The 17689-nt window shown below is 72.3% G+C and carries 15 protein-coding genes; 7 read left to right on the top strand and 8 right to left on the bottom strand.

The genetic code is table 11. From position 1 onward, the window contains the following. The first annotated feature begins 42 nt into the window (after positions 1 to 42). A complete protein-coding gene (locus ACTOWY_RS23110) occupies positions 43 to 708 on the top strand; it encodes a TetR/AcrR family transcriptional regulator (protein ID WP_441311736.1) in 666 nt (221 codons plus the stop codon). 20 nt (positions 709 to 728) lie between these two features. Continuing rightward, positions 729 to 1664 (top strand): LLM class F420-dependent oxidoreductase, encoded by a 936-nt coding sequence (locus ACTOWY_RS23105; RefSeq protein ID WP_441311735.1) that lies wholly within the window; start codon positions 729 to 731, stop codon positions 1662 to 1664. A gap of 13 nt (positions 1665 to 1677) precedes the next feature. On the opposite strand, the gene ACTOWY_RS23100 is transcribed toward ACTOWY_RS23105, so the two are convergent. From ACTOWY_RS23100 to lpdA, 7 genes are all read right to left on the bottom strand, one after another. Beyond that, a complete protein-coding gene (locus ACTOWY_RS23100; RefSeq protein WP_441311734.1) occupies positions 1678 to 2145 on the bottom strand; it encodes a helix-turn-helix domain-containing protein in 468 nt (155 codons plus the stop codon). Between the two features lie 17 nt (positions 2146 to 2162). After that, complete coding sequence (locus tag ACTOWY_RS23095) at positions 2163 to 3281, bottom strand: serine hydrolase (RefSeq protein WP_441311733.1); 1119 nt, start codon at positions 3279 to 3281, stop codon at positions 2163 to 2165. Between the two features lie 37 nt (positions 3282 to 3318). Continuing rightward, positions 3319 to 6474, bottom strand: coding sequence for a BTAD domain-containing putative transcriptional regulator (locus tag ACTOWY_RS23090; protein WP_441311732.1), 3156 nt, complete (start codon positions 6472 to 6474; stop codon positions 3319 to 3321). Positions 6475 to 6641: 167 nt separating this feature from the next. After that, positions 6642 to 7379 carry a lipoyl(octanoyl) transferase LipB gene (gene lipB, locus ACTOWY_RS23085; RefSeq protein ID WP_441311765.1) on the bottom strand — a complete coding sequence of 246 codons (738 nt, stop codon included), beginning with the start codon at positions 7377 to 7379 and terminating at the stop codon, positions 6642 to 6644. A gap of 12 nt (positions 7380 to 7391) precedes the next feature. Beyond that, complete coding sequence (locus tag ACTOWY_RS23080; protein ID WP_441311731.1) at positions 7392 to 8300, bottom strand: TIGR01777 family oxidoreductase; 909 nt, start codon at positions 8298 to 8300, stop codon at positions 7392 to 7394. A gap of 104 nt (positions 8301 to 8404) precedes the next feature. Further along, the gene (gene sucB / locus ACTOWY_RS23075; protein ID WP_441311730.1) at positions 8405 to 10171 is read right to left on the bottom strand and encodes a 2-oxoglutarate dehydrogenase, E2 component, dihydrolipoamide succinyltransferase; all 1767 of its coding nucleotides are present in this window, start codon (positions 10169 to 10171) and stop codon (positions 8405 to 8407) included. A 52-nt stretch (positions 10172 to 10223) separates the two neighbouring features. Further along, positions 10224 to 11597 (bottom strand): dihydrolipoyl dehydrogenase, encoded by a 1374-nt coding sequence (gene lpdA / locus ACTOWY_RS23070; RefSeq protein WP_441311729.1) that lies wholly within the window; start codon positions 11595 to 11597, stop codon positions 10224 to 10226. Between the two features lie 247 nt (positions 11598 to 11844). On the opposite strand from lpdA, the gene ACTOWY_RS23065 reads away from it, so the two are divergent. Together ACTOWY_RS23065 and ACTOWY_RS23060 are read left to right on the top strand one after the other, a co-directional pair. Next, on the top strand, positions 11845 to 12189 hold the full coding sequence (locus ACTOWY_RS23065) for an oxidoreductase (RefSeq protein WP_247766149.1): 345 nt from the start codon (positions 11845 to 11847) through the stop codon (positions 12187 to 12189). Beyond that, complete coding sequence (locus ACTOWY_RS23060) at positions 12190 to 12603, top strand: hypothetical protein (protein WP_441311728.1); 414 nt, start codon at positions 12190 to 12192, stop codon at positions 12601 to 12603. Positions 12604 to 12943: 340 nt separating this feature from the next. Here ACTOWY_RS23060 and ACTOWY_RS23055 read toward each other — a convergent pair whose 3' ends face one another. Next, positions 12944 to 14440 carry a leucyl aminopeptidase gene (locus tag ACTOWY_RS23055; RefSeq protein WP_441311727.1) on the bottom strand — a complete coding sequence of 499 codons (1497 nt, stop codon included), beginning with the start codon at positions 14438 to 14440 and terminating at the stop codon, positions 12944 to 12946. 208 nt (positions 14441 to 14648) lie between these two features. On the opposite strand from ACTOWY_RS23055, the gene ACTOWY_RS23050 reads away from it, so the two are divergent. From ACTOWY_RS23050 to ACTOWY_RS23040, 3 genes are read left to right on the top strand one after another with little or no spacing between them, the layout of a single operon-like run. Beyond that, the gene (locus ACTOWY_RS23050; RefSeq protein ID WP_441311726.1) at positions 14649 to 15899 is read left to right on the top strand and encodes an amino acid permease; all 1251 of its coding nucleotides are present in this window, start codon (positions 14649 to 14651) and stop codon (positions 15897 to 15899) included. 11 nt (positions 15900 to 15910) lie between these two features. Next, positions 15911 to 17017: a glycine cleavage system aminomethyltransferase GcvT gene (gcvT, locus tag ACTOWY_RS23045; protein ID WP_441311725.1), complete on the top strand. Its 1107-nt coding sequence runs from the start codon at positions 15911 to 15913 to the stop codon at positions 17015 to 17017. Then, positions 17014 to 17685 carry a DUF402 domain-containing protein gene (locus tag ACTOWY_RS23040; protein ID WP_441311724.1) on the top strand — a complete coding sequence of 224 codons (672 nt, stop codon included), beginning with the start codon at positions 17014 to 17016 and terminating at the stop codon, positions 17683 to 17685. Before gcvT ends, ACTOWY_RS23040 begins: the two co-directional genes overlap by 4 nt. Positions 17686 to 17689: the final 4 nt, after the last annotated feature.

Genomic DNA, 17689 nt, shown 5'->3' with positions numbered 1-17689 from the left:
TACCATGAGTACGTACTCTCGGTATGTCGTAGTGTTGTGAGTATGGCGACAGCGCGGCCGCGGCGTATGGAATATTCGGAATCCACCAGGCAGGCCCTGGTGGACAGCGCCATGGAGCTGTTCAGCCGGAAGGGCTACGCGGGCACCTCGCTGGATGAGATCGCGGCCAGGGCCAGGGTCACCAAGGGCGCGCTCTACCACCATTTCGGCGGCAAGCAGGCGTTGTTCGAGGCCGCCTTCGACGCGGTGGAGACCGACATGCTGGCCCGGCTGGCCAAGATCGTCTCCCAGCCAGGCGACCCGTGGGAGAGCGCGATGGCGGGTCTGCGCGCCTACCTCAAGGTCTGCCTGGAGCCCTCCTACCAGCGGATCGTGCTGCACGAGGGTCCGGTGGTGATGGGCTGGGAGCGCTGGCGGGAGGCTGAGGAGCAGTTCAGCTACGGCCTGGTGCGGGCCACCGTGGTCGGGCTGGCCGAGTCCGGTGAGATCGACGACCTGCCGATCGAGCCGATGTCCCGGCTGATGTTCGGCGCGCTGGCCGGCAGCGCCACCCAGATCGCCAACGCGGCGGACCCGAAGAAGGCCAGCGAGGAGGTCGGCCTGTGCATCGAGCGGGTGATGGCCGGGCTGCGGCTGCTGCACAAGGTGGGCAACGCCGAACCGATCCGGGTGGAGACCGCCACACCGCGCCGGACGCGCCGCCGCTGAACCCGGGTTAGCGTGTGCCGGTGGACTTCAGGATCTTCACCGAGCCCCAGCAGGGGGCGACCTACGACGATCTGCTGCGGGTGGCGCGGACTGCCGAAGACGCCGGTTACGACGCGTTCTTCCGCTCCGACCACTACCTCAAGATGGGCTCGGTCAGCGGCCTGCCCGGCCCCACCGACGCCTGGGTGACGCTGGCCGGTCTGGCCAGGGAGACCAGCCGGATCCGGCTGGGCACGCTGATGACCGCGGCCACCTTCCGCTATCCGGGACCGCTGGCGATCCAGGTCGCGCAGGTGGACGAGATGTCCGGCGGCCGGGTGGAGTTCGGGCTGGGTGCCGGCTGGTTCGAGACCGAGCACGCCAACTACGGCATCCCGTTCCCGGATGTGGCCGAGCGTTTCGACCGCTACGCCGAGCAGCTCGCGGTGATCACCGGGCTGTGGCGCACGCCGGTGGGCGAGACCTTCAGTTTTGACGGCGAGCACTACCGGCTCACCGACTCGCCCGCGCTGCCCAAGCCGGTGCGGGCGGGCGGTCCGCCGGTGCTCATCGGTGGCCGGGGCGCCAAGCGCACGCCGGCGCTGGCGGCGCAGTACGCGGCCGAGTTCAACCTGCCCTTCGCCGATCCAGCCACCGCGGTGCGCCAGTTCGAGCGGGTCGAGGCGGCCTGCGCGGCCATCGGCCGGGACCCCAAGGAGATCATCCGCTCGGCCGCGCTGGTGCTCTGCGTTGGCCGGGACGAGGCCGAGGTGACCCGCCGGGCCGCGGTGATCGGCCGCGAGGTGCCTGAGCTGCGGGAGAACGGGCTGGCAGGCACGGTGGCCGAGGCGGTGGACAAGCTGGGCGCCTGGCGGGAGCGGACCGGGATCAGCCGGATCTACCTGCAGGTGCTCGATCTGGCCGACCTGGACCACGTGGAGCTGGTGGCGACCGAGGTCATGCCGCAGTTCGCCTGAGCGCCTCCCGCCATCAGGACTTGAGCTGTCCGGCGATGTCCGCGGCGGCGGCCAGCAGGATCAGCACCGGCACCATGGCCGTGGCGCGCAGCCGGTACCGGCCGCGGCCGTCCTGGTCCACCAGGCCGCTGGTGGTCAGCGGCTTGAGGTGGTGGTAGAGCTGGCCGGTCGAGCCGACCTCGGCGGCGGCCTGGAGTTCGGCCGCGCCCTGCGGGCCGTGCTGGGCGAGCACCCGCACCACCTTGGCCCGGACCGGGTGGCCCAGCGCGGCCAGCACCTCCAGGCGCGGGCCGTCCGGCAGGCCCAGCACCCTGGCCACCGGCAGCGTGATCGTCCAGTCCAGCTCACCCGGTTCGGTGAGTCTGCCCTGGTAGGAGACCACGCCGCCGGTGTCGGCCAGCACCTGCTCGGCGATGCCCTCCAGGGCCGCCACCCTGGCCTCCAGTTCGGCCACCCGGCCGGCCAGCTCCGTCTCGCTCATCGGATCAGCATGCCCGGCTACCCGCGCAGCGCCCGCGCGACCCTGCCCTGCCAGGCCGGATCCAGCGTCAGGTCCTCGAACACCGGGAACAGCAGCGAGCCCTCGGCGTTCATGCCCGCCCAGTCCGCCGCGCTCAGTTCCTGGAGCAGCAACGCGGCCGAGCCGGCCCGGCCGTCGTTCCAGCGGGTGTAACCGGCCAGTACCAGCACCCCGGCCAGCGAGCCGCCCTTCCAGCCGATGCCCGCGACGCCGGGTGGCAGCGAGCCGGACCGGGTGTGTTCCAGGTGCCGCCGGGTGGCCTCGGGGAACCGGCCGGTGGCCGCGGCCCGGTGGAAGGCGGCCAGGGTGGCCGCGCTCGCGCCGCCGCTGTCCCTGGCCCAGGCGACCTGGGTCTCCCAGGAGGGCAGCGGGCCGGTGACGATGCGCGCCCTGGCCCGGTCCCGGAAGGCCGGGTCGGTCAGGAAGCGCTGTTCGAGCTGCTCGCCCATCCTCAGCCGCGGCACCCCGGGCCGGACCTCCTCCGGCAGCAGCAGGTAGAGGAAGTCGGCCAGTTTGGAGCGGGTGTCCACGCCTGCCCAGCCGCCGCGCAGCGCGGCCCGGCGCAGGGCGGCCGCGCCGAGGCGGTGCCGCAGGTAGTCGGTGGCCGCGTTGTCGCTGAAATAGATCATGGTGCCGGCGATCTGGTCCAGGGTGACCTGCTGGGCCGGGTTCTTGGCCAGCTTGGTCACCGGGTCCGCCTCGATGCCGAGCAGCCGCTGGGCGTGTTCGTGCGCGCCGCCGTCGGTGTGCGGCAGGTAGAAGCGTTCCCAGTCGCCGACGGTGACCTTCGTGTCCGGGGCCAGGCCGGAGAGGGTGTAGGCGGCCAGGTGCACCGGTTTGACCGCGGAGGCCAGTGGCTGGGACACCTGCGCGCGGTGTGCCAGGCAGGCGTGCGCGCCGTTGTCGGCGAGGACGCCGACCTGGTCGCGGTGCGCGGCGAACCAGGCCAGCCAGCCCTCGCGGGTGCTGAAATCGCTGGTCGTGGGCGCGGCGAGCGGGCCGGGCAGGCCGGGTGTGGCGTTGGCCAGGCCGGGCAGCAGCAGCGCGGAACCGGCGGCCAGTGCGCCGGTGGTCAGCAGGCGGCGTCGGGACAGCACAAGAACCCCTCCTCTGGATTTCCGTAATTCCGGAAGTCTAGAGGATCGGAGTCCGTTCGTCAGTCAGGATTTCGCCGAGCAGGGCCAGGCCGAGGTCCTGTTCCAGGCGCTGGCCGGTGCCGGTGGCCAGCCGGACGGCCTCCTCGGCGCTGGCACGGGCGACGTCGGGGTCGCCGAGGTCGAGCTGGGCGGCACCGAGGGCGAGCAGCGCGGCCGGGGTGAACCGGGTGGGTTCGCCCGCGGCGGCGACGAGGTCCAGGGCGGCGCCGGCGCTGCTCAGCGCGTCGCGTGGGCGGCCGGTCTGGCGGTGCGTGCCGGACTGGCCGAGCAGCGCGGCCACCTGGCCCCACACGTGTCCGCCCGAGGTGGCCAGGGCGTGCGCCTGGGCGTGCAGTTCGGCGGCGCGGCGGGGTTCGGCGCAGGCGGCCAGCGCGTTGAGCGCGTTGACCTCGGCGACCCGGTGCGCCATGCCGCGGGCCAGCCGCACCGACTCCTCGGCGTCGGCGCCGGCCCGGTCGTGGTCGCCGAGGTGACGGCGGGTCTCGGCCAGCGCGGCCAGCACCTCGACCTCCATCCGCCGGTGGCCCAGTTCGCGGAAGGTGGCCAGGGCCTCGGTGAGCACGGTGTCGGCTTGGGCCAGCGCGCCGCGGGCGAGCTGGGCGCGGCCGAGCACGTAGTGGCCGTAGGTGGCCAGCAGCCGGGAGCCTTCGGCGGCGCCGATGGCCACGATGGCCCTGGCGTGCGCTTCGGCCTCGTCCAGTGCGGCCAGGGCCACGCACAGGTGGCCGAGGTTGGCCCTGGCCATGGCGTGCCGGTGCGGGTCGCGGGTGTCGGCGTGCGCGAGCGCGCTGCGCAGGTGCGCGCTCGCGTCGGTGAGCCTGCCCAGGTTGAGGCAGACCAGGCCGAGGTTGTTCAGCGTGGCCAGTTCGCCGTCGAGGTCGCCGAGCCTGCGCTGAATGCGCAGTGCCTGTTCGTAGTGCCCGGCGGCGGCCCGGTTGTCGCCGAGGGTCCAGTGCAGGGTGCCCAGGCTGAGCCGCATGGCGGCCTCGCCGGGTTCGTCGGGTTCGGCCAGTGCGGCGGCCAGGCCGGTCTCCACCACGTGCAGCCAGTCGGCGACGTGGCCGGTGTGGTGGAAGTAGCCGCGCAGCGCGTCGGCGAGCAGCCAGGAGTAGGCGGCGAGCGGGCCTGCGCAGATGGTGGCGGCGGCCACGATGTTGGCGGTTTCCGCGGTGAGCCAGGCGATCGCGGCCGAGGGGCGGGGCGCGGGGGCAGGCCGGGGCGCGGGCAGCGGGAGCTGGACGATCTCCGGGTAGAGGCTGCGGGCGGCGGCACGGGCGGTGTGCAGGTAGTAGGCGAGCAGGGCGCGGCGGGCGGTGTCCAGGTCCGCCGCGGTTTCCTCGGCGGCGGCGCGTTCGGCCGCGTAGAGCCGGAGCAGGTCGTGTGCCTGGTACCGGTCGCCAGCCTGGTGCTGGACCAGGTTGGCGGTGCCGAGCTGGCGCAGCAGCGGCAGTGCGGCCTCGGGGGTGAGTCCGGCCAGCGCGGCGGCGACCTCCTTGGTGAAGTCGTTGCCGGGCACCAGTCCGAGCAGCCGGAACAGTCGCTGGGCAGGCGGGTCGAGCATGTCGTAGGACAGGTCGAAGGCGGCTTGCACGGCGGTGGCGTCGTCGCCTTCGATGCGCAGTCCGGCCAGGCGTTCGGCGCTGAGTTCGGCCACGTAGTCGGCGATCCGCGCGCTGGGCCGCCCGGCCAGGTTGCCAGCGGCCACCCGCAGGGCCAGCGGCAGGTGACCGCAGAGGCGGGCCAGTTCGGCCGCGGCGGCGGGTTCGGCGGCGACCAGTTCGGGGCCGAGGATGCCGCCGAGCAGGCGGCGGGCGTCGGCGGGGGAGAGCACTTCCAGGGACAGCGGGCGGGCGCCGTCGAGCACGGTCATCCCGCGCAGGGCGTTGCGGCTGGTGATCAGCACCGCGCAGCCGGGTTCGCCGGGCAGCAGCGCGCGGACCTGTTCCGGGCCGATCGCGTTGTCCAGCACCAGGAGCAGCCGCCGCCCGGTGAGCAGCGAGCGGTACTGCGCGGCGCGTTCCTCGGGATCCAGCGGGATCTGTTCCGGGGTGACGCCGAGGGCGCGCAGGAACCGGCTGAGCACGTCGGCGGGGGCCAGCGGCGGGCCGGGGGAGTAGCCGTGCAGGTTGACGTAGATCTGGCCGTCCGGGAAGTGCGCGCGCACCTCGTGCCCGGCCCGGATGGCCAGCGCGGTCTTGCCGACACCGGGTGGTCCGGTGAGGGTGACCACGGGCACCGACATGGCCGAACCCGCACCGCGCAGCAGGTCGCCGAGGTGGGTGATCTCCGGGCCGCGCCCGACGAAGTCGGCCACGCCGGGCGGCAGCTGGGACAGGCCGCTCTGCCGCGGGGAGGTCGCGGCGGGGGTGCTGGTGTGCGCGGTGGCCGGGCCGAGTGAGCTGTCGTTGTTGAGGATGGCCCGGTGCAGGGCGCGCAGTTCCTCGCCGGGGTCCACGCCCAGGTCCTCCGACAGCCTGCCGCTGACCGCCTGGAACGCCTCCAGGGCCTCGACCTGGCGGTTGGAGCGGTAGAGGGCGAGCATGAGCTGGGCCCAGAACTGTTCGCGCAGCGGGTACTGGCCGGTGAGCCCGTACAGTTCGCCGACGACCTCCTGGTGCGCGCCCAGTCGCAGCCGGGCGTGCAGCCGGTCGGCCACCGCCTGCAGCCGCAGTTCGTCCAGCCAGCGGGCCTCGCCGCACTGCAGGGACTCCGAGGGCACGTCGGACAGCGCGGCGCCGCGCCAGAGGGCGAGTGCCTCGGTGAGCAGTCCGACGATCCGGCCTGGGTCGTCGCCGGCGAGTTTGACCTGGTCGGTGAGTCGCCGGAAGCGGTGGATGTCCAGGGATTCCGGGTCGAGTTCGAGGCGGTAGCCGTCGGGTTCGGTGTGCAGCTGCACACCGCCGAGGGCCTGGCGCAACCGCATCACGTAGACCTGGAGGGTCTGCCGGGGCTGGCTGACCTGCTCCTCGCCCCAGACCCGTTCGGCCAGTTCGTCGAAGGCCACGTGCTGGTTGGCGCGCAGCAGCAGACTGGCCAGCACGGTCCGCTGTTTCGCGGCTTTCACCGCGATCGGCTGCCCCCCGCGCAGCACCTGCAGTGGACCGAGCAGACCGAAGGACAACGGGCCGTGCACAGACACCCTCCCCTGGACCGGACCCTCCGGCGCATGACCCCCAGCTTCCGGACAGCGAGGGGCCAGCTTACGTCGGTGAGTGGCGGGATCAGGCACGTCAGGGGTGGTGGAACCCCCGATCGGAGCAGTGCGGGCAAGGTCTGGCGGTTACCTGATCACTCGGCGTGTCAGTTCGGCAGCGCGAATGTGATTCCGGGGGCACTCAGTTCGGGACGCGGCACCCAGCATTCGGACAGCGGCAGCGCGCCGGAGAGCGCGTCCAGGACCGCCTTCTCGGCCAGCGGCTCGACCTCGGCCACGGTGACCTGGCGGCCCAGTTCGGCGCTGAGCGAGGTGACCCCGGCATCGGCGATGCCACACGGGATGATCCGCTCGAACGCGGCCAGGTCGGCATCGCAGTTGATCTCGAAGCCGTGCATGGTGACCCCGCGCTGCACCCGGATGCCGATCGCGGCGATCTTGCGCTCGATCCGGGTCTCGTCGGCGGGCAGCCACACTCCGCTGCGGCCCTCGACCCGGCCAGCTGGCAGGCCGAGGTCGCGGCAGACCTTGATCAGGCCCTCCTCGACCCGGCGCACGTAGTCGACCACGTCGACGGGGTCGGTGAGCTTGACGATCGGGTAGCCGACCAGCTGGCCAGGCCCGTGCCAGGTGATCTTGCCGCCGCGGTCGACCTCGACCACCGGGGTGCCGTCGGTGGGCCGGTCCGCGGGCTGGGTCCGCTTGCCCGCGGTGTAGACGCTGGGGTGTTCCAGCAGCAGCAGGGTGTCCGGCCCATCGCCGTCGGCGCGGGCGTCCAGGACCTCGCGCTGGAGTTCCCAGGCCTTGAGGTAGTCGATGCTGCCGAGGTGGCGGACCAGTACGGGCTCGCCCGACTCCCGGCAGGACAGGGGATCGCTGTTCAGCACGTCTCGACCCTACGCCGCCGGTTCGCCTTCAGGCACGGCGGCGGCCAGGGCCGCGACCACGCTCGGGTGCTGGAAGACGTAGCCCTGCGACCGCAGCACCCCGGGCAGCGCGCGCTGGCCGAACAACGCCATCTCCTGCGCGGTCTCCGCACCCAGCACCAGCTTGAGCGCGAACTCCGGCACCACCCAGGGCGCGGGCCGGTGCAGTGAGTCGGCCAGCGCGGCGGTGAACTCGCTGTTGGTCACCGGTGCCGGGCCGGTGAGGTTGACCGGGCCGCTGACCTGGCTGTGTTCCAGGGCGAACCGGATCGCGCCGACCTCGTCGTCCAGGGAGATCCACGGCATGTACTGGTTCCCGCTGCCCAGCCTGCCGCCGAGCAGGAAGGAGAACAACGGCCGCAGCCGCCCGAGCACCCCGCCGTGCGCGGAGAGCACCAGTCCGGTGCGCACCCGCACCACCCGCGCGCCCACGTGCTCGGCCGGCTGGGTGGCCGCCTCCCAGTCCCGGCACAGCTCGGCCAGGAAACCCGCGCCGGTCTCGGCGGTCTCGTCGATCTCCCGGTCGCCGGTGTCGCCGTAGTAGCCCACCGCGGAGCCGCTGACGAACACCGGGATCCGGTGCCGGGCAACGGCTTGGGCCAGCACGGTGGTCGGCACCAGCCTGCTCTCCCTGAGCTGGAGCTTGCGCTCCTCGGTCCAGCGCTTGTCGCCGATGCCCGCGCCGCCCAGGCTGACCACCGCGTCCGCGCCGTCCAGCGCGTCCTCGGCGAGCACACCGGCAGGCGGGTCCCAGCGGCGTTCGTCCGGGGCGGCCGGGGCCCGGCGCACCAGCCGGATGACCTCGTGGTCGTTCTCCCGTAACTCGCTCACCAGGGCGCTGCCGATCAGGCCGGAGGAACCGGCGATCACCACTCGCATGACTCGATCGTGGTGCATGCCGGGACATCGCGCGACCCGCCAATGGCCGAGAGGCCCTCACCGCGGTGTGCGGCGAGGGCCTCTCGGCGGTCGTGCGGGGTGTGTCAGAGACCCAGGTCGGCCTCGAACGCGCCCTCCTCCAGCCGCTGCTTGACCGCGGTGAGGAAGCGGGCCGCGTCGGCGCCGTCGACCAGCCGGTGGTCGTAGGACAGGGCCAGGTAGACCATGGAGCGGATGGCGATGGTGTCGCCGCCGGCCTCGTCGGTCACCACGACGGCGCGCTTGACCACGCTGCCGGTGCCCAGGATGCCCACCTGCGGCTGGTTGATGATCGGCGTGTCGAACAGGGCGCCCCGGCTGCCGGTGTTGGTCAGCGTGAAGGTGCCGCCGCTCAGCTCGTCCGGCGAGATCTTGCTGCGCCGGGTCCGGTCGGCCACGTCGGCGATCTTGCGGGCCAGGCCCGCGATGTTCAGATCGCCCGCGTCGTGGATGACCGGGACCATCAGGCCCTTCTCGGTGTCCACCGCGATCACCAGGTGCTCGGCGCCGTGGTAGATGACCTCGTTGGCCTCGGCGTTGATCGAGGCGTTCAGCTTCGGGTGCTGCTTGAGCGCCTCGACGGCGGCCTTGGCGAAGAACGGCAGGAAGGAGAGCTTCACGCCTTCCCGCGCCTCGAAGGTGCCCTTGGCCCGTGCCCGCAGCCGGGCGATCTTGGTGACGTCCACCTCGACCACCGTGGTCAGCTGCGCGGAGGTCTGCAGCGACTCGACCATCCGGCGCGCGATGACCTGGCGGGGCCTGGTCATCTTCACCGTCTTGCCACGCAGTTCCGCTTCCGGCGTGGAGGCCGGGGCGGCGGCACGCGGCGCGCCGGCGGCGGCCGGAGCCGACGGGGCCGACGGGGCGGCGGCGGGCTTGGCCGCGGCTGCCGCGGCTGCCGCCTTGGCCTCCTCGACCGCGGCGAGCACATCCTGCTTGCGGATGCGGCCGCCGACACCGGAGCCCTTGAGCGCGTTCAGGTCGACCTTGTGCTCCGCGGCGAGCTTGCGGACCAGCGGCGTCACGTAGGGCGCGTCGCCGTTGTCCTCGGCGGACGGCGCGGCCGGGGCCTGCTGGGCAGGCGCGGCGGCCGGAGCCGGTGCCGGTGCGGACTGCTGCGGCGCGGGGGCCGGAGCGGGAGCCGGTGCGGCGGCCGGGGCGGGCGCGGGAGCCGGGGCAGGCGCCGGAGCGGCCTGCTCGGCGGGTGCGCCGCTGCCGATCACCGCGAGCTGGGCGCCCACGTCGACCGTCTCGTCCTCGCCGACGTTGATCTCCAGCACGGTCCCGGCCACCGGGGACGGGATCTCGGTGTCGACCTTGTCGGTGGAGACCTCCAGCAGCGGCTCGTCCACCGCGACGGTGTCGCCGACCTGCTTGAGCCACCGGGTCACGGTGCCTTCGGTGACGGACTCGCCGAGGGCGGGCATCGGCACCGGGGTGCCCTGCGCCGCACCACCACCGGCCGGGGCCGCGGCGGGCTCCGGCTCGGGGGCCGGGGCGGCCTGCTGGGCGGGCTCGGGCTCGGGGGCGGGCGCTGCCGCGGGAGCCTCGGCCGGCTGCTCGGCGGCGGGCGCCGGGGCGGAACCGCCACCGTCGCCGTCCCCGATGACCGCCAGTTCGGCGCCCACGTCCACGGTCTCGTCCTCGTTCACGACGATGCGCTGCAACACGCCCGCCGCGGGGGAGGGGATCTCGGTGTCCACCTTGTCGGTGGAGACCTCAAGCAAGGGCTCGTCGACCTCAACGGTGTCGCCGACCTGCTTGAGCCACCGGGTGACAGTGCCCTCCGTGACGCTCTCGCCGAGCGCCGGCATCTGGACGGAGAAGGCCATCTTTCGCTAGCTCCTCGTGCTTGTGCTCACTGGGATTGCCTCGCGCCGAGCGTCAGCCGTGCGCGTGCAGCGGCTTGCCGGCCAGGGCGAGGTGTGCCTCGCCGAGGGCTTCGTTCTGGGTGGGGTGCGCGTGCACCAGGGGGGCCACGTCGTCAGCGTATGCCTCCCAGTTGTAGATGAGCTGAGCCTCGCCGATCAGCTCGCCGACACGGGAGCCGACCATGTGCAGTCCGACCACGGGGCCGTCGGTGGCCTTCACCAGCTTGATGGCGCCCTTGGTCTTGAGGATCTGGCTCTTGCCGTTGCCGGCCAGGTCGTAGGTGACGGTCTCGACGGAACCGTACTTGTCCTTGGCCTGTGCCTCGGTGAGGCCGACCGAGGCGACCTCGGGCTCGCAGTAGGTGACCCGGGGGATGCCGGCCTCGTCGATCGGCTTCGGGTTGAGCCCGGCGATCTGCTCGGCGATCAGGATGCCCTGCTGGAAGCCGCGGTGCGCCAGTTGCAGGCCCGGCACCAGGTCGCCGACCGCGTAGACGTTCGGCAGGTTGGTGCGCAGGTACTCGTCGGTGAGCACGAAGCCGCGGTCCATGGTGACCCCGGCTTCCTCGTAGCCGTGGCCCGCGCTGTTCGGGCCGCGGCCGACCGCGACCAGCAGGATGTCGGCGTCGAGCTGCTCACCGGACTCCAGGGTGATCGACACCGCGGAGTCGGTCTGGGTGGCGCCGGTGAACCGGACGCCGGTCTTGAACTTGATGCCGCGGCGGCGGAAAGCGCGCTCGACCTGCTTGGAGCAGAACTCGTCCTCGGCGGGCACCAGGCGGGGCAGCGCCTCCACGATGGTGACCTCGGCGCCGAAGGAGCGCCACACGCTGGCGAACTCCACGCCGATCACGCCGCCGCCGAGCACGACGACCTTCTCCGGCACGAAGTCCAGGTTGAGGGCCTGATCGCTGGTCAGGACCCGGCCACCGATCTCCAGGCCGGGCAGCGAGCGGGCGTAGGAGCCGGTGGCGAGCACGACGTTCTTGCCGGTGTAGCGCTGGCCGTCGACGACCACGGTGTTCGGGCCGACGAAGGTGCCAGCGCCCTCCACCACGGTCACGCCCTTGCGCGACTTGAACATCCCGGCCAGCCCCTTGTACAGGTTGCCGACCACGGTGTCCTTGTAGGTGTTGACCCCGGCCATGTCGATGCCGTCCAGGCTGGCCTTGACGCCGAACTGGTCGCTCTCCCTGGCGGTGTCGGCCACCTCAGCCGCGTGCAGCAGCGCCTTGGTCGGGATGCAGCCGCGGTGCAGGCAGGTGCCACCGAGCTTGTCCTTCTCGACCAGGATCACGGACAGGCCGAGCTGGCTCGCGCGCAGAGCGCAGGCGTAGCCGCCCGAGCCGCCGCCAAGGATCACGAGGTCGGCGGAGGTGTCGGTCACTTCGATCTCCTCATGGAGGCATCGTTTGCTGGCGTTCTCTTGGTGCCGGCGACGCCGGTTCAGCGCGACGGGCATCCGCCATCTTGTCACCATGTCAGGGGTGCTCGCGACGCGGGATGGCTACGTCTCAGTACGCATGTCCTGGGTCACGCTGGGTCGATCATCGTGGCGGAGTTTCGCCCGGAATGTGACGTCCGCCTGACAACTGGCCTGGCAAGATCGGGGGTTGGAGCGAAGGAGGTACGCGGTGGGCCTGTTCGACCGTTTCCGCCGCAAGGAGCGCCCTGGGCAGTTGCGTTCGTCCTCGAACGCGGACACCGCCCATCTGGAGGCGTGGGCCGCGGCCCGGCACGGGGTCGAGTCCTACCTGGAGCCGAAGACCACGGTGACCGAGACCACTGTCGTGTTCATCGCACACGACGGCGAGTGGACCCGGCGCCGGATCGGCGGCTTCGACGCGGCGCAGAAACTTGCCCGGAAATTGAAGATTCCGATGTATGAGGCCAACAAGGTCGGCTATCCACAGAGGATGCGCGACTACACCGCACGACAGCGCGCGCAGCAGCGCCGCGACGGGAAGGCGTCCAGCTAGGTGTCCACTTTTCTCGACCGACTCGCCGGAGTGGCCCAGGAGCCGTTGTTCCTGGACCCGGCTGACCGCGAACGCGAGCAGCGCGAGAACACCTGGTGGCTGACCACGGACGAGGCCGAGCACGCGCACCTGGACGTCACCACCCTGGCCGCCGTGCTCGCCGAACTGGCGGGCAGGCTGGCCGAACGAGCGGTGGCCCAGCTCGCCGCCGCCCCCGTCACCTTCTACGCCTGGTACGAGGAGCTGGCCCGCCAGCTGCGCTGCTCGACGGGCTCCTGCGCCCCCTCGGAGCTGCCGTTCCCGTCCCGGGTCGTCCCGGTGACCGCGGAAACGGTGGCAGCCGCCTTCTTCGGCGAGAAGAAGCCAAGGAACCGCGAACACGCCGTAGCCGCCTGGGTAGTCCCCCTCATCTGACCACCCACAACGGCCAACCACCCGTACAACAACGGCCAACACTCGGTACAACAACGGCCAACACGCGCGAGGGGTGAAAGCCCTCCGCGCGTGTTGGCCGTTGTCGTACAGGGTGTTGGCCGTTGCAGGGCGGCGTTGCGAGCCCACGCAACCACCACAACTTGTTGCGAAACAGGCGTGGCGCGCAGCGACACGGCGGGCTCTTCACCAGCGGCGGGGTACCGATTTTTCGCGTTGCCTTGCCGCGTGCCCGACCCATCCGAAGCTTGCTTCGCGTGGGGCGGGTACGCGGCGAGGCGACTTAGAGCGAAAAATCCCGCGTGCGGAGCACGCCAATGTGTCAGCCCTGGTCGGCGATGTCGGCCAGGACGGCCGCCAGGGTGCGGACCGGGACGCCGGTGCCGCCCTTGGAGGTGTAGCCGTAGGGGCTGTTGGAGTTGTAGGCCGGGCCTGCGATGTCCAGGTGGGCCCACTGCACGTTCTCCGGCACGAACTCGCGCAGGAAGATGCCCGCGGCGAGCATGCCGCCCCAGCGGTGGCCGGAGACGTTGGCCAGGTCGGCCAGGCGGGAGTCCAGGTCGGCGCGGAGTTCCTCCGGCAGCGGCATGGCCCAGCCGCCCTCGCCGGTGGCGCGGGCGATGGTTGCCACCCGGTCGCGGAACTCGTCGCTGCCCATGATGCCCGCGGTGTGCTTGCCCAGCGCCACGACCTGCGCGCCGGTCAGGGTGGAGGTCTCGATCAGGTAGTCCGGGTTGTCCTCGCCCGCCCGCACGATGGCGTCGGCCAGGATGAGCCTGCCCTCGGCGTCGGTGTTGAGCACCTCGACGGTCTTGCCGCCGTACATGGTCAGCACGTCGCCGGGGCGGTAGGCGGTGCCGGAGGGCATGTTCTCCGCCATCGGCACGGTCGCGATGATCTCCAGCGGGTACTTCAGCTTGGCCGCCAGCACCACGGTGGCCACCACGGCCGCCGCGCCGCCCATGTCCATGGTCATCTCGTCCATGCCGGGCGCGGGCTTGATCGAGATGCCGCCGGTGTCGAAGGTGATGCCCTTGCCGACCAGGGCGACCTTCTTCTTCGGCTTGGGGCCGGTGTAGCTGAGCCGGACCAGCCGGGGCTGGCGGGAGGAGCCGCCGCCGACGCCGAGCACGCCGCCGTAGCCGCCCTTGCGCAGCGCCTTCTCGTCCAGCACCTCCACGGTCAGGCCGACGGCCTCGCCGAGCTTGACCGCGCGCTCGGCGAAGGAGGCCGGGAACAGGTCGTTGGGCGGGGTGTTGACGAAGTCGCGGGCGGTGGCCACCGCCTCGGCGATCGCGGTGTTGGCCTTGAGCACGGCCTTGGCGTGCTTGTCCTTGGCGTCGGCGACCACCAGGTCGGCCTTGGCCAGCGGGGCCTTGCCCTGGTCGGACTTGTAGCCGGTGAAGGTGTAGGCGCCCAGCACCAGACCCTCCACGGTGGCACCCAGGTCCACTGTGGACAGTGTCACAGTCGCCTTGGTCACCCCGGCCAGCGCGCGGGCGGCCACACCGGCGGCGCGGCGGACCTGCTCACCGCCGGGACCGTCCGCTCCGGCGGGGGTCTTGCCGAGGCCGACGGCGAGCACCAGCGGGGCGGTCAGCGCGCCGCGCGCGGGCAGCTTGACCAGCTCGTCGGCCTTGCCGGTGGCGCCGAGGGTGCTCAGCAGGGCGGTCAGCTCACCGTCGAAGGCGGCGTCCACCTGCTCGGCGCCCGGCGCGAGCAGCACGCCGTCGGATCCCTGGATGGTGCCGATGACCACCGCGTCGGTCGCGACGGACTTGGGATCGCTGTCGGTCAGCGCAAGCTTGAGCGCGGTCACGTGTGCTCCTTAATCCCGTCCCGCTCGAGCTGCGCGCGCGTGTCGAGGCCGGCGACGGCGTGTGGTTCGTCGTTGTCGCGGCAAGCGGTTTCTTGGCCGCAAGCCCGGTCTTCTTCCCAGGTTCAGTGTTGCGGAAGGCTAATCCGAGTGGGCTATCCGCCCCCACGGCGGCTATCGCTCTTTAATACAGTCCGAATACTGTGTGTCGGTGGCATTGGACGTTCCGCGAGCATCGCGCGCACAAACCTCGCGCGCGGTCGGCGTACCCGACCTGGTGGTGCTCGGTCTGGGCGGCATGCTCGGCGCGGGCGCCTTCATCGGGCTCGCGCCCGCGGCCGAGGCGGCTGGCCGCTGGTTGCTGGTCGGGGTGGTGCTCGCGGCGCTGGCGGCATTGTGCACAGCCTTCTCCACTTCTGACCAGTCCGCCGCCTATGTCGGTTACGGCAGCGGCTATGCCTGCACAAAGGAGCACCTGGGCCGCTGGCCGGGCAGGCTGGCCGGGACCGGGTTGCTGGTCGGCAAGCTGGCCTCGCTGGCCGCGGTGGCAGGCGCGTTCGGCGCCTACCTGATGCCCGCGCGGCCCTGGGTGGCCGCGGTGACGGTGATCGTGGTGGCCGCGGCGATCGGCGCGGCGGACCTGGCCACGCCGCGCTGGGTGAGCTGGGCGGTGGCCGGGTTCGTGCTCGCGGTGCTGGTCGTGGTCATCGTCGTCTGCTTCACCGTGCCACCACCCGAACAGGTGGTACCGGTGGCCGGTCAGCCGGGCGCGGACAACCCGCGGATGCTGCTCACCGCGGGCTCGGTGATGTTCTTCGGCCTGGTCGGCTTCGAGCGGATCACCTCGCCCGCCGACGGCCGGGCTTACGCCGGGCGCAAGGTGCGCCGGGCGATCCCGTTCGTCATCGGCCTCGGCCTGCTGCTCTACCTGCTGCTGGGCTGGGCCGCGCTGCGCCAGCTCGGCGCCGCCCGGCTCGCGCTGTCCCCGGCCCCGCTGCGGGACGCGCTGGTCGCCGCGGACGGCGCGGTGCTGTTGCCGCTGGTCAGCGCGGGCGCCGCGGTGGCGCTGGGGGCGATGGCGCTGATCGTGAGCGTGGACCTGCGACGGGCGCTGTTCTCCCTGGCCAGGGACCGGGATCTGCCGCTGGGGCTGAGCCGCTCGCCGTGGCGGGCCCAGCTGCTGGCCGCGGCGGGCGCGAGCGGACTGGTGCTGTTGCTCACCCCGGAGATCGCGCTGCAGTTCGCCGCCTGCTGCCTGCTCACCTACTACGCCTTCACCAACGCCGCGGCCCGGTTGCTGCTGATCGAGGACCGCACCTGGCCGATGCGCACCGCCTGCCTGGGCCTGGGCCTGTCGGTGGTGCTGCTGATGAGCCTGCCGCCGGTGCTGCTGCTCGCGACCCTGGTCACGGTCGTGACTGGATCCTGCGTCGCCGCGCTGCTCACCCGCCAATGGCGGTAACTTGCCCCCTTGTGACTGACACACCGTTGCGCACCAGCCCCCTGCACGAGTCACACCGTGCCCTCGGCGCCACCTTCGCGCCCTTCGGCGGCTGGGAGATGCCGATCCAGTACACCGGCGGCGGCGTGGTCGCCGAGCACACCGCGGTGCGCGAGTCGGTTGGCGTCTTCGACGTCTCGCACCTGGGCAAGGCGCTCGTCGCCGGCCCTGGCGCGGCCGAGTTCGTCAACGCCTGCCTGTCCAACGACCTGAACCGGATCGCGCCCGGCAAGGCCCAGTACACCCTCTGCTGCACCGAGTCCGGCGGCGTGGTCGACGACCTGATCGCCTACCTGGTCTCGCCTGCGGAGGTCTTCCTGGTTCCCAACGCGTCCAACACCGCCAAGGTGGTGGAGCTGCTGGTCGCGGCCGCACCCGAGGGCGTCACGGTGACCGGGCAGCACGACGCCTACGCGGTGCTCGCGGTGCAGGGCCCCAAATCCGCCGAGGTGCTGGCCGAGCTGGGCCTGCCCAGCGACATGGACTACATGGCCTTCGCCGACGCCGACTGGAACGGGACCACGGTGCGGATCTGCCGCACCGGCTACACCGGCGAACACGGCTACGAGCTGATCCCCGCCTGGGACGACGCGCCCGCGCTGTGGGCGAAGCTCCTCGAAGTCGCGGCCACCCACGGCGGCCGGGCCTGCGGCCTCGGCGCCCGCGACACCCTGCGCACCGAGATGGGTTACCCGCTGCACGGCCAGGACCTGTCCCTGGACATCAGCCCGGTGCAGGCCGGTTCCGGCTGGGCGGTCGGCTGGAAGAAGGAAGCGTTCTGGGGCCGGGAGGCGCTCAGCGCCGAACGCGCCGACGGCCCGGCCCGCAAGCTGGTCGGCCTGCGCGCGCTGGACCGCGGCGTGCCCAGGGCCGGGATGGTCGTGCTCAGCGGCGGCGAGAAGGTCGGCGAGACCACCTCCGGCACCTTCTCCCCGACCCTGCAGGCCGGCATCGCGCTGGCCCTGCTGGACACCGCGGCCGGGCTGGCGCCGGGCGCCGAGGTCACCCTGGACGTCCGGGGCCGCTCGCTGCGCTGCGAGATCGTGAAGCCCCCCTTCGTGGACACCCACGTCCGATGACCCGCACCCAGCCCCCACCCGAGTCGGTGACCATGCACTGGCAGCCCGGCGACGAGGTCCTGTACCGCTTCCGCCGCCTGGACGGCAGCCTGGGTTCGGTGACCCCGGCCAGGGTGCTGCGCGATGACGGCGCGCAGCTGGTGTGCTGGATCCCGGACGGCACCCGGGTCCGCGCGACCCGGCTGGCCGACGGCCGCCACCAGCGCGACGCCCCGCTGTCCGAGCGGTTCCGGATCCCGCGCATCCCGGTGCTCTCCAGCTGGCACGGGCACTCCAACCTGCGCCTGGTGGACGAGCACGAGTGGTCCAGCGTGTGGTGGTTCTTCAACCCAGACGGCAGCTTCCGGCACTGGTACGTCAACCTCGAACTGCCGATGGGCCGCGGCGAGGGCTACGTGGACCGGGTGGACGGGGTGCTCGACGTGGTGGTCGAGCCGGACCTGACCTGGTGCTGGAAGGACGAGGACGAGGCGGCCGAGGCGGTGGACGCGGGCCTGTTCACCGTGGCCCAGATGGGCCGCCTGCGGGCCGAGGGCGAGCGGATGATCGCCCTGGCCGAACAGGGCGCCTTCCCCTTCGACGGCAGCTGGTGCGATTTCACCCCGGAGGCGGGCTGGCCCGCCCCGATGCTGCCCGCGGAGATCGCCGACGGGCTGCCGGTGGTGTGAGACA

The organism is Crossiella sp. CA198 (genome assembly GCF_052078295.1).
Classification (GTDB): Bacteria; Actinomycetota; Actinomycetes; order Mycobacteriales; family Pseudonocardiaceae; genus Crossiella.
Note: the sequence above shows the minus strand (reverse complement) of the source record. Positions and strands in the feature narration are given on the sequence as shown.